Source organism: Serratia sp. FDAARGOS_506, from assembly GCF_003812745.1.
Classification (GTDB): domain Bacteria; phylum Pseudomonadota; class Gammaproteobacteria; order Enterobacterales; family Enterobacteriaceae; genus Serratia.
This window is the reverse complement of sequence record NZ_CP033831.1, coordinates 3,665,461-3,680,567: the sequence shown is the minus strand read 5'-3', so window position 1 is coordinate 3,680,567 and position 15,107 is coordinate 3,665,461. Positions and strand designations below refer to the sequence as shown.

General features: G+C 60.3%; 14 protein-coding genes. 11 read left to right on the top strand and 3 right to left on the bottom strand.

Annotated elements, in window-relative coordinates; genetic code table 11:
• The first annotated feature begins 97 nt into the window (after positions 1 to 97).
• Positions 98 to 1,096 carry an adenosine deaminase gene (add, locus tag EGY12_RS17935; protein ID WP_123894834.1) on the top strand — a complete coding sequence of 333 codons (999 nt, stop codon included), beginning with the start codon at positions 98 to 100 and terminating at the stop codon, positions 1,094 to 1,096.
• A gap of 113 nt (positions 1,097 to 1,209) precedes the next feature.
• The gene (locus tag EGY12_RS17930) at positions 1,210 to 1,755 is read left to right on the top strand and encodes an AAA family ATPase (RefSeq protein WP_123894833.1); all 546 of its coding nucleotides are present in this window, start codon (positions 1,210 to 1,212) and stop codon (positions 1,753 to 1,755) included.
• An 11-nt stretch (positions 1,756 to 1,766) separates the two neighbouring features.
• Here EGY12_RS17930 and EGY12_RS17925 read toward each other — a convergent pair whose 3' ends face one another.
• Entirely contained in the window at positions 1,767 to 2,771 is a 1,005-nt protein-coding gene (locus EGY12_RS17925; RefSeq protein WP_123894832.1) for a bile acid:sodium symporter family protein, read from the bottom strand.
• Between the two features lie 72 nt (positions 2,772 to 2,843).
• The gene (locus EGY12_RS17920) at positions 2,844 to 3,884 is read right to left on the bottom strand and encodes an oxidoreductase (RefSeq protein ID WP_123894831.1); all 1,041 of its coding nucleotides are present in this window, start codon (positions 3,882 to 3,884) and stop codon (positions 2,844 to 2,846) included.
• 231 nt (positions 3,885 to 4,115) lie between these two features.
• On the opposite strand from EGY12_RS17920, the gene EGY12_RS17915 reads away from it, so the two are divergent.
• The 4 genes from EGY12_RS17915 (at position 4,116) to rsxC (ending at position 8,153) form a co-directional block, all read left to right on the top strand.
• The gene (locus EGY12_RS17915) at positions 4,116 to 4,556 is read left to right on the top strand and encodes a DUF2569 domain-containing protein (RefSeq protein ID WP_019455945.1); all 441 of its coding nucleotides are present in this window, start codon (positions 4,116 to 4,118) and stop codon (positions 4,554 to 4,556) included.
• A 135-nt stretch (positions 4,557 to 4,691) separates the two neighbouring features.
• A complete protein-coding gene (gene rsxA / locus EGY12_RS17910; RefSeq protein ID WP_004938443.1) occupies positions 4,692 to 5,273 on the top strand; it encodes an electron transport complex subunit RsxA in 582 nt (193 codons plus the stop codon).
• Positions 5,273 to 5,845 carry an electron transport complex subunit RsxB gene (gene rsxB / locus EGY12_RS17905; protein ID WP_004938428.1) on the top strand — a complete coding sequence of 191 codons (573 nt, stop codon included), beginning with the start codon at positions 5,273 to 5,275 and terminating at the stop codon, positions 5,843 to 5,845. The genes rsxA and rsxB overlap by 1 nt, the downstream gene beginning before the upstream one ends.
• Positions 5,838 to 8,153, top strand: coding sequence for an electron transport complex subunit RsxC (gene rsxC / locus EGY12_RS17900; protein WP_123894830.1), 2,316 nt, complete (start codon positions 5,838 to 5,840; stop codon positions 8,151 to 8,153). The genes rsxB and rsxC overlap by 8 nt, the downstream gene beginning before the upstream one ends.
• A gap of 33 nt (positions 8,154 to 8,186) precedes the next feature.
• Here rsxC and EGY12_RS17895 read toward each other — a convergent pair whose 3' ends face one another.
• Positions 8,187 to 9,080: a helix-turn-helix domain-containing protein gene (locus tag EGY12_RS17895; RefSeq protein WP_049201927.1), complete on the bottom strand. Its 894-nt coding sequence runs from the start codon at positions 9,078 to 9,080 to the stop codon at positions 8,187 to 8,189.
• Positions 9,081 to 9,439: 359 nt separating this feature from the next.
• Here EGY12_RS17895 and rsxD point away from each other — a divergent pair, with 359 nt between their 5' ends.
• The 5 genes from rsxD (at position 9,440) to dtpA (ending at position 14,621) form a co-directional block, all read left to right on the top strand.
• Complete coding sequence (gene rsxD, locus EGY12_RS17890; RefSeq protein ID WP_123894829.1) at positions 9,440 to 10,525, top strand: electron transport complex subunit RsxD; 1,086 nt, start codon at positions 9,440 to 9,442, stop codon at positions 10,523 to 10,525.
• 9 nt (positions 10,526 to 10,534) lie between these two features.
• Positions 10,535 to 11,164, top strand: coding sequence for an electron transport complex subunit RsxG (rsxG, locus tag EGY12_RS17885; RefSeq protein WP_048233605.1), 630 nt, complete (start codon positions 10,535 to 10,537; stop codon positions 11,162 to 11,164).
• Complete coding sequence (locus EGY12_RS17880) at positions 11,161 to 11,859, top strand: electron transport complex subunit E (RefSeq protein ID WP_123894828.1); 699 nt, start codon at positions 11,161 to 11,163, stop codon at positions 11,857 to 11,859. Before rsxG ends, EGY12_RS17880 begins: the two co-directional genes overlap by 4 nt.
• Positions 11,859 to 12,500, top strand: coding sequence for an endonuclease III (gene nth, locus EGY12_RS17875; RefSeq protein ID WP_123894827.1), 642 nt, complete (start codon positions 11,859 to 11,861; stop codon positions 12,498 to 12,500). Before EGY12_RS17880 ends, nth begins: the two co-directional genes overlap by 1 nt.
• Positions 12,501 to 13,106: 606 nt before the next feature.
• Positions 13,107 to 14,621, top strand: coding sequence for a dipeptide/tripeptide permease DtpA (gene dtpA / locus EGY12_RS17870; protein WP_123894826.1), 1,515 nt, complete (start codon positions 13,107 to 13,109; stop codon positions 14,619 to 14,621).
• Positions 14,622 to 15,107: the final 486 nt, after the last annotated feature.

Below are 15,107 nucleotides of genomic sequence, written 5' to 3'. Positions count from 1 at the left end.
TTCAGATCACTTTTTTATGCAACAAGATGGCAAGTTTCATTCATTTGTTTTTATACTGTTCTGCACTTTACCTACGATAAATTAGCGAGTGCCCAGCATGATCGATCCCCGCCTACCGCTTACCGACATACACCGCCACCTCGACGGCAACATCCGCGCGCAGACCATTCTCGACCTCGGTCGCCAGTTCAATCTCACCCTGCCGGCCAACGATTTGGCGAGCCTGCGCCCGCACGTGCAGATCACCCACGCTGAACCGGATCTGGTCAGCTTCCTGCAGAAACTGGACTGGGGTGTGGCGGTGCTGGGCGATCTGGACGCCTGCCGCCGCGTGGCTTACGAAAACGTCGAAGACGCCGCCAACGCCGGCCTGCACTACGCCGAGCTGCGTTTTTCCCCTTACTACATGGCGATGAAGCACCAGCTGCCGGTCGCCGGCGTGGTGGAAGCGGTGATCGACGGGATCCGTTCGGGCTGCCGCGATCGCGACATCGACATTCGCCTGATCGGCATCATGAGCCGCACCTTTGGCGAGGCTGCCTGTCTGCAGGAATTGGAAGGGTTGCTGGCGCACCGCGACGGCATTACCGCGTTGGATTTGGCGGGCGATGAGCTGGGCTTCCCCGGTAGCCTGTTCCTCAACCACTTCAACCGCGCGCGCGACGCCGGCCTGCGTATCACCGTGCACGCGGGCGAAGCCGCCGGCCCGGAAAGCATTTGGCAGGCGATCCGCGAGCTGGGCGCCGAACGTATCGGCCACGGGGTGAAAGCAGTCGAAGATCCGGCGCTGATGGACTTCCTGGCAGAACACGGCATTGGCATCGAGTCCTGCCTGACCTCCAACATCCAGACCAGCACCGTGCCTTCGCTGGCCCAGCATCCGCTGGCCACCTTCCTGCGCCACGGCGTGCTGGCATCGATCAACACCGACGATCCGGCGGTTCAGGGCATCGAGATCGAGCACGAATACCGCGTCGCCGCACCGCAGGCCGGGCTGACGCCGGAGGAAATCCGCACCGCACAGGAAAACGGCCTGAAGCTGGCCTTCCTCAGCGAGCAGGAAAAACAGGCGCTGCGCGCCAAAGTTCAGGGCTAAATCCCCCCAAGGCGCCAAACGGCGCCTTCTTCTCACCTCCCGTCTTTTTCCCGCCTGCTCCGCTTTAATCGCTATTTTCACCCGATAACTCTAACGCAATAGAGGAATTCCATATGTCTGACAAACTACGCCGCATCGTGCTGACCGGCGGCCCGGGTTCGGGCAAAAGCACGCTCATCGACGTTCTTCATCGCCGCGGTTACTCGCATTCGCAGGAGGCGGGCCGGGCGATTATTCAGGATCAGGTGAGTATTGGCGGCAATGCGCTACCATGGGACGATCGCCAGGCCTTCGCCGAGCGGATGCTGGATTGGGAGCTGCGCTCATGGCGGGAAGCGACGGGCGCAACATGCTGGTTCTTCGATCGCGGCCTGCCGGATATCGCCGGTTACCTGACGCTGTGCGGGTTGCCGATCCCCGCCCCCTTAACGGCGGCGATCGGTGCCTTTCGCTATGCCGATACGGTGTTCATCGCCCCGCCGTGGCGAGCGATCTACGCGCAGGACAGCGAGAGAAAACAATCTTTCGCCGAAGCCGAGCAGACCTACCAAGCGATGATGGCCGTCTACCGCCGCTATGGCTATCAGCTGCAAGAACTGCCGCGCGCTTCACCGGACGAGCGCGCCGACTTTCTGCTCGACGCGCTGGGCTGCCGTTAGCGGCCTGCGGTCTATTTGGCCACCAGCGCTTCCGCCTCGGCTCGCTGTTTGGCGGTTTTACGCGCATAGCGCTGCGCCAATACCGCGCACACCATCAGCTGCACCTGGTGGAAAATCATCAGCGGCAGCACCATGGCGCCCACCGCCGCGGCCGGGAACAGCACGTTGGCCATCGGGATGCCATTCGCCAGGCTCTTTTTCGAGCCGCAGAAAACGATGGTAATCTCATCGGCGGTATTGAAGCCCAGCCAGCGCGCCGCATAGGTGTTGATCACCAACACCACCGTCAGCAGCACCAGCGACATCACCAGGATGGTCAGCAGCGACCAGCCGTCGATGCGGTGCCAAATCCCTTCCACCACCGCCGCGCTGAACGCGGTGTACACCACCAGCAGGATCGACGAACGGTCGGTCAGGTTGATCAGTTTGCGATGGCGGTCGACCCATTTGCCGATCAGCGGCCGCGCCAGATGGCCGACGACGAACGGCACCATCAGCTGCAGAATGATTGAACCGATGGCGTGCAGCACGTCGGTATTGCCGCCCTGGGTATGCATCAACGCCCCCACCAGCAGCGGCGACAGGAACACACCGAGAATGCTCGACGCCGAGGCGCTGCAGATCGCCGCCGCCACGTTGCCGCCCGCCGCCGAGGTAAAGGCGATAGCCGATTGCACCGTGGCCGGCAGCGCGCACAGGTAGAGGAAGCCGAGATAGACCGTCGGCGTCATGATGCCCGGCACCAGCAGGTTCATCGCCAGCCCAAGCAACGGGAACAGCGCAAAGGTACTGAGGAACACCAGCAGATGCAGCTTCCAGTGACTCATGCCGGCGATGATTGCCTCGCGCGACAGCTTGGCGCCGTGCATAAAGAACAATAGCGCGATGGCGGCAGTGGTCAGGTGTTCAAAGAAGGTTTTCCAGATGCCTTCGCAGGGGAACAACGAGGCGACGATCACCACCAAAATCAGGACCAGCAAAAATCTGTCAATGCGTAAACGCTGCAACCAGGACATGAAACGGATTTCCTTGCACGTAAAGTCGTAAAAAGGCCCGACGTTGCGCCGGGCATAGAGAAATGAACGGGATCAGACCACCGGCAGCGCCTGCTGCAGCCGGGCCGACTCCAGCCCCAGTTCGATCAATGCCATCACCGCGATGGCGTCGGCGGCCGGTACCGGGTTTTCGCCTGCGCCGGCGATCGCGTCGCGCACCGCGGCGTAATAAGCCGGGTAATTGCCGGGAATGTTGAGCAGCGGTTGCTCCGCCAGCAGATCGCCACGTGACAGCGTCACAACACCATCGCGCATGTCATAGCCCCAATCGGCCTGCGGCAGTCGCTCACCGGCCTTCAGCCGGTCCTCTTGCGGATCCAGACCGTATTTGACATAGCTGCCGCGGGTGCCGTGCACCACGTAACGCGGGCTCTCCGCCGCCGCCAGCATGCTGGCGTGCAACACCACGCGACGATTGCCATAGCTCAGCAGCGCGTGGAAATAATCCACCGCCTGCGCCCCCGGCCGCAGTTCTCCCAGATCGACGAACAGCCGGTCGGGCTTGCCGAATAACTGCAGCGCCTGATCGAGCAGATGCGGCCCCAAATCGTACCAGATTCCGCTACCGACCCCGCCTTGTTCACGCCAGCGCTGGCGCACCTGCGGCCGGTAGCGATCGAAATGCGACTCGAAATACACCACCTCGCCCAGCGCGCCCTCATTCAGCAGCGCTTTCAGGGTAAGAAAGTCGCTGTCCCAACGGCGGTTGTGGAATACCGACAGTAGCAAACCGCTCTGCTGCGCCTGCTGTTGCAGCGCCTGCGCTTGTGACAATGTCACGGTAAACGGTTTATCCACCACCACGTGCTTGCCGGCGGCCAGCGCCTGCTGAGCCAGCGGGAAGTGGGTGTCGTTGGGGGTAGGAATCACGATCAGATCGAGCGCCGGATCGGCGAACAGCGCCTGCGCATCACCCACCACCGCCATCGACGGCCAGTCGGCATGCACTTTGCCGGCATCGCTGCTGGAAATGGCAGCCAGCTCAAGCCCCGGCGTACCGGCGATCAGCGGCGCATGAAAGGTTTTGCCGGCGTAGCCGTAACCGACCAGCCCGACACGAATTTTTTCAGCCATGGAATTTCCTCTTGCAGGCTCACGACAGACCTTTCGATTTGACACCATGCGGCCGGATGGGACAAGAAGTAAATGAGATGTTAATTTGAAGCAGGCCTAATACGGCATCGAGTAGCCAAACGTGCTGCCACGCGCCGCGATGCCGAGCTATCCGGTTGATAGAGATGACGAAGCCGGCATTACCCGCTAAGCTATGCCGCCTGTGATCTCCGTTTCAATCAGGAAGCCTTTATGTCTCAAGCTGAATACTCTCGTATCGGCGGTTGGTTGCTGGCCCCGATGGCCTATCTGATCGTCACCCTGCTCAGCGCCAGCCTGATGCTGCTCCTGTACGCCATGGCGATCTTTATGCCCGAGTCGCGCGACTACCTGCTGACCAACGCCCAGGCATTTACCCTGCAATGGTACTTTTCGGTGCTGACCACGCTCTTGATGTGGTGCTTCACCCTGTGGCTACTGTGGCTGTTTTGCCAGCGCTCGCAACGCTTCCCCAAGCTATTCTTGCTGTGGCTGCTGATCACGGTGCTCCTGGCGGTGAAAGCCTTCGCCTTCGCGCCGGTGCCGGATGAAGTGGCGGTACGCAGCCTCGGCTGGCCGCTGTTGATGGCGGCGCTGCTGGTGCCTTACATCAAGCGCTCGCAGCGAGTCAAAGGCACCTTTACCGAACGTTAAAGGCGGATGCAGCACGTTTTATCGGGTGATTTGTGTAAATTTTCACCAAAAAAGGCAATACCCCTGCGATTCATATGTTGTCGTCCGGCCGCCGATTCCCGATAATAGGCGGCTTTTATTTTTTTAGGCATCGCAATGACCGAATACCTGCTCTTGTTTGTCGGCACCGTACTGGTGAACAACTTCGTTCTGGTGAAGTTTCTTGGCCTGTGCCCGTTCCTCGGCGTTTCCAAGAAGCTGGAAAGCGCCATCGGCATGGGAATGGCCACCACCTTCGTCATGACGCTGGCCTCCGTCAGCGCCTGGGTGATCAACACCTTTATCCTGGTTCCGCTGGATCTGGTGTATCTGCGCACGCTCTCCTTCATTCTGGTGATCGCCGTGGTCGTGCAGTTCACCGAGATGGTGGTGCGCAAAACCAGCCCGGCGCTCTACCGCCTGCTGGGCATCTTCCTGCCGCTAATCACCACCAACTGCGCGGTGCTTGGCGTTGCGTTGCTTAATGTTAACCTCGGCTACAACTTCCTGCAGTCCGCCGTTTACGGCTTCAGCGCCGCCGCCGGTTTCTCGCTGGTGATGGTGCTGTTCGCCGCCATTCGCGAGCGTCTGGCGGTCGCCGACGTGCCGGCGCCATTCCGCGGCTCCTCTATCGCATTGATCACCGCCGGGCTGATGTCGCTGGCCTTTATGGGCTTTACCGGGCTGGTGAAATTCTAATGACTGCGTTGTGGATAGCTATCGCGGCTTTGAGCGCGCTCGGGCTGCTGTTCGGATTGGTGCTGGGCTACGCCGCGCGCCGTTTTGAGGTGGAAGAGGATCCGGTCGCCGAGCAGGTCGACGCGATCCTGCCGCAGAGCCAATGTGGCCAGTGCGGCTACCCCGGTTGCCGCCCCTACGCCGAGGCGGTCGCCAACGGCGAGATGATCAACAAATGCGCGCCGGGCGGCGAACAGGTAATGCTGAAGCTGGCCGAGCTGCTCAACGTCGAACCGCAGCCGCTAGGCAGCGAAGCCGCCGCCGAGCCGGAGCGTAAGGTGGCCTATATCGACGAGGCCAACTGCATCGGCTGCACCAAGTGCATTCAGGCCTGCCCGGTAGACGCCATTGTCGGCGCCACCCGCGCCATGCATACCGTCATTACCGACCTCTGTACCGGCTGCGATCTGTGCGTCGCCCCTTGCCCTACCGACTGTATTGAAATGAGACCGGTCGCCACCACCACCGCCAACTGGAAGTGGGACATGAAGACGATCCCGGTGCAAGTGATCCACGTGGAGCAACATGCTTAATCTGTTCGCCGCCTTTAAAAAAGACCGGATCTGGGATTTCGACGGCGGGATCCATCCACCGGAAATGAAGACTCAGTCGAGCGGTGCGCCGCTGCGTGTCGCTCCCCTGCCCAAGACCTTTATCATCCCGCTGCAGCAGCATCTGGGGCCGGAAGGCGAACTGTGCGTCAACGCCGGCGATCGGGTGTTGAAAGGCCAGCCGCTGACCGTCGGCCGCGGCCGCACCGTGCCGGTGCACGCCCCGACCTCGGGTACCGTCAGCGCTATCACGCCGCATATCACCGCTCACCCGTCCGGGCTGTCGGAGCTGTGCGTGATTATCGAGGCGGACGGGGAAGACCGCTGGTGCGAACGCGATCCGGTGGCGGACTACCGCCAAGCGCCCGCCGCAGAGCTGATTCAACGTATTCATCAGGCCGGCATCGCCGGTCTGGGCGGCGCCGGTTTCCCGACCGCCAGCAAACTGCAGGGCGGCATGAGCGGTGTGGAAACGCTGATCCTCAACGCCGCCGAGTGCGAGCCTTACATCACCGCCGACGATCGCCTGATGCAGGAACATGCCGACCAGATCATCGAAGGCACACAGATCCTGCAACACATTCTGCAGCCCAAGATCACGCTGATCGGCATCGAAGACAACAAACCGGAAGCGATTGCGGCGCTGAAACAGGCGCTGCGCGGCCAGTCCAGCATTGCGCTGCGCGTCATCCCGACCAAATACCCGTCCGGCGGCGCCAAGCAGCTGACCAAGATCCTGACTGGCAAAGAAGTACCGCACGGCAAGCACTCCTCCGCCATCGGCGTGCTGATGCAGAACGTCGGCACCGCCTTCGCCATCAAGCGGGCGATCGTCGACGGCGAACCGCTGATTGAACGCGTGGTGACCCTGACCGGCGACGCTATCGAACGCCCGGGCAACCTGTGGGCGCGCATCGGTACGCCAGTGCAGCACCTGCTAGACTTCGCCGGTTTCCGCCCGCAGGCGCAGCAGATGGTGGTCATGGGCGGCCCGCTGATGGGCTTCACCCTGCCCGCGCTGAACGTGCCAATCGTTAAGATCAGCAACTGCATTCTGGCACCGACGGTCGATGAAATGACGCCGCAGGAGCCGGAGCAGTCCTGCATCCGCTGCGGCCTGTGCGTAGACGCTTGCCCTGCTGGGCTGCTGCCGCAGCAGCTGTACTGGTTCAGCCGCGGACAAGAGCACGACAAGGCGCGCAACCATAACCTGTTCGATTGCATCGAATGCGGCGCCTGCGCGTTTGTCTGCCCCAGCAACATCCCGCTGGTGCAGTACTACCGCCAGGAAAAGGCCGAGATCAAGGCGATCGATTTGGAGGCGGCGCGCACCGCCGAGGCCAAGGCGCGTTACGAAGCCAAACTGGCCCGTTTGGAGCGCGAGAAGCTGGCGCGCGAAGAGCGGCACAAAAAGGCCGCCGTCAAACTGACCGACGACGATCAGGGCGCGGTGCAGGCCGCATTGGCACGCGTGCGCAGCAAAAATGCCGAAGCGGCGGTCACGCCGGTCGACGGCCAGCAGCCGGATAACAGCGAGATGATCGCCGCCCGCGAAGCGCGTAAAGCGCAGGCGCGCGAACGCCGCGCCCAGTTGGCTGCCGAGGCGGAAACAGAGACACCATCGGCAAACTCCGGCGACGACGCGCGTAAAGCCGCCGTGGCCGCGGCGCTGGCCCGCGTGAAAGCACGCAAAGAAGCGCCGGCCGCAGACGACACCGCCCCTGCCGCAACAGAGGACGATCCGCGCAAGGCGGCGGTCGCTGCCGCCCTCGCGCGCGTCAAAGCCAAAAAAGCAGAGCAGCAGGCGGACACCCCTGCGCCGGCGGAAACGACGCCGGCAACCACTGAGGAAGACCCGCGCAAGGCAGCGGTCGCTGCCGCCCTGGCGCGTGTAAAGGCCAAGAAAGCGGCGCAGCAGGCAGACGCTCCTGCTCCAGAGGAAACGACGCCGGCAACCGCCGAGGAAGACCCGCGCAAGGCGGCGGTCGCGGCGGCTATCGCCCGCGCCAAAGCCAAGAAAGCGGCGCAGCAGGCAGACGCTCCTGCACCGGCGGAAACGGCGCCGGCAACCGCCGAGGAAGATCCACGCAAGGCGGCGGTCGCGGCGGCTATCGCCCGCGCCAAAGCCAAGAAAGAGGCGCAGCAGACGGACGCCCCTGAATCAGCAGAAACGGCGCCGGCAACCGCCGAGGAAGACCCGCGCAAGGCGGCGGTCGCGGCGGCTATCGCCCGCGCCAAAGCCAAAAAAGCCGCCAGGGAATCGCTGGCGGCCACAACGGAAGAAAAATGATCGGAGCGGCGCCGGGCCTACGCCTGGCGCCGTTTAATCGATAGAGATCAGGTAGGTGTAATCCACCTCAATCTGACGCAGTTTAGATTCCGGATTCCACTCTTTGGTTTGAATGATCTCCATTTCCATACTGCCGCGCACCTCATCCTTCAGCCCCGGCATCACATGCGACATCAGGTAACCGAAAAACTGCAGACACTCTTTCGCCGTACCTTTATGGTTGATGGAGATAAACTCGCGGCTTGGCAGATGGAAGGTGTCTATCTGATGGTTAGAAAGAATATCCTTCTTGTGTTCGGGATCGACCGCCATCACCAACGTGGACGACAGCTCGTCGCCTTCCCCGGCATGGGGGGAATAGATACTGTAAATCCGCCGGCAGTCGACGTGCAGCCCCTTGAAGAAGTCGTTGAAAATCTCGTCTTTCATCGCCATGCAGGAAGAGTACTCCAGCTCCTGTTCGGAGGCGAAATCCAGCCGGCGCGTGAAGCCGACCAGCTGCATCTCGGGCAACGTCAACCGCTTCACCTCCGGATAATATCCGGCGCCGTAGCTGGCTTCGAAGTTAAAGCGCGGCATCAGGTTTTTCACGTCCCAGTGCTCCATCGCGCGGTAGCGATTGGGGGTGATATTGAAGCGCTGCTTGAACATGCGGGTAAAGGTCTGCTGCGAGTCGAAGCCCAGCTCATCGGAAATGTCGATGATCGAGCGACGGGTGATGCGCAGCGCCACCGCGGCGCGCGTCAGGATGCGCGAACGGATATAGGTGGCGAGTTGAATGCCGGTAATACGCTTGAATTTACGCTGCAGATGCCACTTGGAATAGCCCGAAATACGCGCGACTTCATCCAGGTTTGGCCGTTTCTCCAGATGTATCTCCACCCACTCAATTAGCTCTTCAATAAAAAAAATGTCTTCATTTGTCATTATTATGGATTCACTAACTCAATAATGTCGCGATAGTAACCTACACAGATTATGTGAAAGTTGTTATTTTGTGCGAAAACTTGGAGAAAAATCATATCTCATTCATACGGTTACCCGGTTTTTTGCGGTCGATAGCGGCACAAGTTCCACTGACAATTCCTCACGTTAGCCCATTTTCCAGCCAAAAAAAATCAAATCGCATCACCCCGATCGCCGTGAATGCGAAAAGCTGAATATCCCTATTATTAAGGCGTATTACCCTCGCATCGAATCAGGTAGAATGCTCGGCTATCATTTTTGCCGCGCTTTACGGCGCATCGAAACTGCCGCAGGCGCGGCGCAGAAGGTATCGTTACTCTATGAAGTTCAGGCCGGTATCACCCACAGCCGCCAAAGGCTTACACATCGCCAGCTCGCCTTTCACCCACAACCAGCAAAGCACCAGCCGCATCATGCTGTGGGTCATGTTGGCGTGCATTCCCGGCATCGCGGCGCAGATTTGGTTTTTCGGCTACGGCGTATTGATTCAGATGGCGCTGGCGGCTATCGTCGCGCTGGCGGCGGAAGGCGCGATCCTCAAGCTGCGCAAGCTGCCGGTGCGCAGCCGGCTGGCGGATAACTCCGCCCTGCTGACCGCGCTGCTGCTCGGTATCAGCCTGCCGCCACTGGCACCCTGGTGGATGATCGTCATCGGTACTTTCTTCGCCATCGTCATCGCCAAGCAGCTGTACGGCGGCCTCGGGCAGAACCCGTTCAACCCGGCAATGGTCGGTTACGTGGTATTGCTGATCTCCTTCCCGGTACAGATGACCAGCTGGCTGCCGCCGGATGAGCTGCGCGCCACCGCGCTGTCGCTCCACGACACGCTGCTGGCCATTTTCAGCGGCCATACCTCACAAGGCGCGACGCTGCACGAACTGCAGATGGGCGTGGACGGCATCAGCCAGGCCACGCCGCTCGACGGTTTCAAAACCGGCCTGCGCAGCGGCCACAGTGTGGAACAGGTATTGCAGCAGCCGCTGTTCGGCGGCGTGCTGGCCGGCATCGGCTGGCAGTGGGTCAACCTCGGCTTCCTGGCCGGCGGCCTGTTTATGCTGGCGCGCCGTCTGATCCATTGGCAAATCCCTTTCAGCATGTTGGCCGCCATCGCCTTCTGTTCTGGCCTGGCCTGGTGGATCGATCCGGCGCATCAGGCTTCGCCGCTGATCCACCTGTTCTCCGGCGCCAGCATGCTGGGCGCATTCTTTATCGCCACCGACCCGGTCAGCGCCTCCACCACGCCGAAGGGCCGTTTGATCTACGGCGCGCTGATCGGCGTGCTGGTGTGGCTGATCCGCGTCTATGGCGGCTATCCTGACGGCGTGGCCTTCGCCGTGCTGTTGGCCAATATCACCGTCCCGTTAATCGACCACTACACGCAGCCGCGCGTGTACGGCCATCGCTAAGGAGCCGCCATGCTAAATTCCATGAGAAAGCACGGCACCACGCTGGCGGTGTTCGCGGCGGTCACTACCGGCCTGACCGCCGTCGTCTATACCCTGACGAAAAGCACCATCGCCCATCAGGCGGCGCTGCAGCAAAAAGCGCTGCTCGATCAGGTGGTGCCGCCGGAGAACTACGACAACGTCATGCAGAACGAATGTTTCCTGGTCAGCGATCCGGCGCTGGGCAACAGCGCCCCGCACCGCTTGTACCTGGCACGCAAAAACGGGCAACCGACCGCCGCCGCGCTGGAAACCACCGCACCGGACGGTTACTCCGGCGCCATCAAGCTGCTGGTCGGCGCCGATTTCAACGGCACGGTGCTCGGCACCCGCGTGATTGAGCACCACGAAACCCCGGGGCTGGGGGACAAAATCGAACTGCGCATTTCCGACTGGATTTCCTTCTTCAGCGGCAAGAAAATCGAAGGCCCGGACGATAAGCGCTGGGCGGTGAAGAAAGACGGCGGCATGTTCGATCAGTTCACCGGCGCCACCATCACCCCGCGAGCGGTGGTCAATGCGGTACGCCGCACGGCGTTGTATATGGAAACGCTGCCGCCTAAACTTGAAAGCTTACCTGCGTGTGGAGCCAGCGAATGAGTGAAGCCAAAGAATTGATCGTCCAGGGGTTGTGGAAGAACAACTCCGCCCTGGTGCAGCTGCTGGGCATGTGTCCGCTGCTGGCGGTGACCTCCACCGTCACCAATGCGCTCGGCCTGGGGCTGGCCACCACGCTGGTGCTGACGTTGACCAACGCCTCCATCTCGGCGGTGCGCCGCTGGGTGCCAAGCGAGGTGCGCATTCCGATCTACGTGATGATCATCGCCGCGGTGGTGAGCATCGTGCAAATGCTGATCAACGCCTATGCCTTCGGCCTGTATCAATCGCTCGGGATCTTTATTCCGCTGATCGTAACCAACTGCATCGTGGTGGGCCGCGCCGAAGCGGTGGCAGCACGGAAACCGGTCGGCCTCTCAGCGCTGGACGGCATGGCCATCGGCCTCGGCGCCACCGGCGTAATGGTAACGCTGGGCTCGATGCGCGAACTGTTGGGCAACGGCACGCTGTTCGACGGCGCCGATCAACTGCTGGGCGGCTGGGCCAAGTCGCTGCGCATCGAAGTGGTGCATTTCGACAGCCCGTTCCTGCTGGCGATGCTGCCGCCGGGCGCCTTTATCGGCCTGGGGCTGCTGCTGGCGGTCAAATACCTGATCGACGAAAAAATGAAGGCGCGCAAAGCCCGCGCCGTGGCGGTGGAGCCGCTGCTGGAACAAGGACGTGTTGAGAAGGCCTGATGAACAAGCAAAAGCGACTGGAAATTCTGACCCGGCTGCGCGACAACAACCCGCACCCGACCACCGAGCTGGTGTATACCACGCCGTTTGAGCTGCTGATTGCGGTGCTGCTGTCTGCGCAAGCCACCGACGTGAGCGTCAACAAGGCGACCGCCAAACTTTATCCGGTCGCCAACACCCCCGCCGCCATGCTGGCGCTGGGAGTTGATGGCATCAAGGAGTACATCAAGACCATTGGCTTGTTCAACAGCAAGGCCGAAAACGTGATCAAAACTTGCCGCATGCTGCTAGAGCTGCACGGTGGCGAAGTGCCGGAGGATCGCGCCGCGCTGGAGGCGCTGCCGGGCGTCGGTCGCAAGACCGCCAACGTGGTGCTCAACACCGCCTTCGGCTGGGCGACCATCGCTGTAGACACCCATATCTTCCGGGTATGCAACCGCACCCAGTTTGCGCCGGGCAAGAACGTCGATCAGGTGGAAGAGAAACTGTTAAAGGTAGTGCCCGCCGAATTCAAGGTCGATTGCCACCACTGGCTGATCCTGCACGGCCGCTATACCTGCATCGCGCGTAAACCGCGCTGTGGCTCGTGCATTATCGAAGATCTGTGTGAGTATAAAGAAAAGGTTTATCCGGAATCCTGAGTCTGTGGGGTGCGGCAAACCGTACCCCGTCGCTTCCTCTCTCCCCCGCCAGCGCCTCTTTTTTATCGGAAATGTGATATCGCGCAGCAGTAACCCCGGCGTTATCGCGGTTTTCAGTGAAAAACTCAGTGTCGTGTTATTTTCAAGCGAAAAATTAGTCGAAAATTGCGGTGAACTTCACGATTTTAGGATCACAAGGCGTTCACAAATGCCAGCACCGTTTTCCTAAATTTCTATAATTTTACAAAACGCGCCATATGCACAACATTCCAACGGATTAATAACCATACATATACTGATGCGCTAAGAAATAGCAATTCAGCAGAATATACCACTGTTTAAAATCCGTATAGCTTTTAATCAAAACAAAAAATCGGTAAACCATGAAAACCCGAAAGTTAATACTGCATAACATTTGCAACATCGCAGCATAATCCTGCGGGTGTTAAATGTAACCGAATATGACAAACAGCTTGCCACGTTGACAAAGATAGTGAACATTAACCGCCGTCCCCATCCTATAACAACGCAAAAGGATGCCGTTCCGCATCAACTTTTGTACTTTCCCGTCCTCCAAAGACGGGCTGCGAAAAAACAGAGGTACCAGTGTCAACAGCAAACAACCAACACCCGGAGAGCGTTAGCCTTAACGCGTTCAAACAACCGAAAGCGTTCTATCTGATCTTCTCGATCGAACTGTGGGAGCGTTTCGGCTATTACGGCCTGCAAGGCATCATGGCGGTTTATCTGGTCAAGATGCTCGGCATGAGCGAAGCCGACTCCATCACCCTGTTCTCTTCCTTCAGTGCCCTGGTATACGGCTTCGTCGCCATCGGCGGCTGGCTGGGCGACAAGGTGCTGGGCGCCAAACGCGTGATCGTGCTCGGCGCGCTGGTGCTGGCCGCCGGTTACGCCATGGTAGCCTACTCCGGCCACGACATCTTCTGGGTCTACATGGGTATGGCGACCATCGCCGTGGGCAGCGGCCTGTTCAAGGCCAACCCATCCTCCCTGCTGTCCACCTGCTATGAGAAAGACGATCCGCGTATCGACGGCGCCTTCACCATGTACTACATGTCGGTGAATATCGGTTCCTTCTTCTCCATGCTGGCGACTCCGTGGCTGGCGGCGAAATACGGCTGGAGCGTGGCGTTCTCCCTGAGCGTGGTCGGCATGCTGATCACCCTGGTCAACTTTATGATGTGCCACAAGTGGGTGAAGGAAAACGGTTCTAAACCTGACTTCAAGCCGCTGCATCTGCCGAAACTGCTGATGGTGCTGGTCGGCATCGTGGCGCTGGTTGCCGTGTCCAGCTGGCTGCTGCACAACCAGGTGATTGCGCGCTGGGCGCTGGCCCTCGTTTCCGCCGGCATCGTTCTGGTATTCGCCAAGGAAACCTTCGCCCTGCACGGCGCCGCACGCCGCAAGATGATCGTCGCCTTCCTGCTGATGCTGGAAGCGGTGGTGTTCTTCGTACTGTACAGCCAGATGCCAACCTCGCTGAACTTCTTTGCCATCCACAACGTGGAACACAGCATCTTCGGCGTCGCCTTCGAGCCGGAGCAGTACCAGGCGCTGAACCCGTTCTGGATCATGCTCGCCAGCCCGATTCTGGCCGCGCTGTATAACAAAATGGGCGATCGCCTGCCGATGCCGCACAAGTTCGCTTTCGGCATGATCCTGTGCTCCTGCGCCTTCCTGGTGCTGCCGTGGGGCGCCAGCTTCGCCAACGAACAGGGCATCGTCTCAGTCAACTGGCTGATCCTGAGCTACGCGCTGCAGAGCATCGGCGAGCTGATGATTTCCGGCCTGGGTCTGGCGATGGTGGCACAGCTGGTGCCGCAGCGTCTGATGGGCTTCATCATGGGCTCCTGGTTCCTGACCACCGCCGCCGCCGCGCTGATCGCCGGTAAGGTTGCCGGTCTGACCGCAGTCCCGAGCGACATCAACGACGCGCACGCTTCGCTGGCCATCTACAGCCATGTGTTTATGCAAATCGGCATCGTCACCGCCGTCATCGCTATTCTGATGATGCTGACCGCGCCGAAACTGTACCGCATGACGCTGGACACCACCGAAGATGCCAATCAGAAAGCGCTGGAAGCCACCGCGGCTCGCTGATCGCCGACAAGTTGAACGTAAATAAAAACGCCGGGGTTAACGCCCTAATGCCAGTCAGTTAAGCCTGACTGGCATTTTTTATCCCATCTTTGTGTGTTTCGTGCAGCCTCATTGCCGTAAAACTCTCTCATTTCTCTGATGCCGTAGCGAACGGCAATGGGAGGGGCCGAAGGCGCGGCCCCTCCACCCGCGCCTTTGCTTAACACCGTCTGTCCGCTATGCGGATACCCTCGCCGCGTCTGCGTTGTCGGGCGGGTCGGCTGCGACAAACGTCCCTGTTAGTCTCGCCTCAACCGGCCTTCCCTGGCCGGTTGCCCCTGACAACGCCGCCTTGCTCGGCAGCCGGTGATGCGCGCCCAGGGTCAACACCTGAGCTGGCAGCTACCGGGCAACCCGTCCTTTATGAGGTTATGGCAGAGAAGAGAAGTCGGAGATGAGCACGGTGTTGGGTGCCCTCGAAGACGCCGAACGCAGGCATAGCGCATT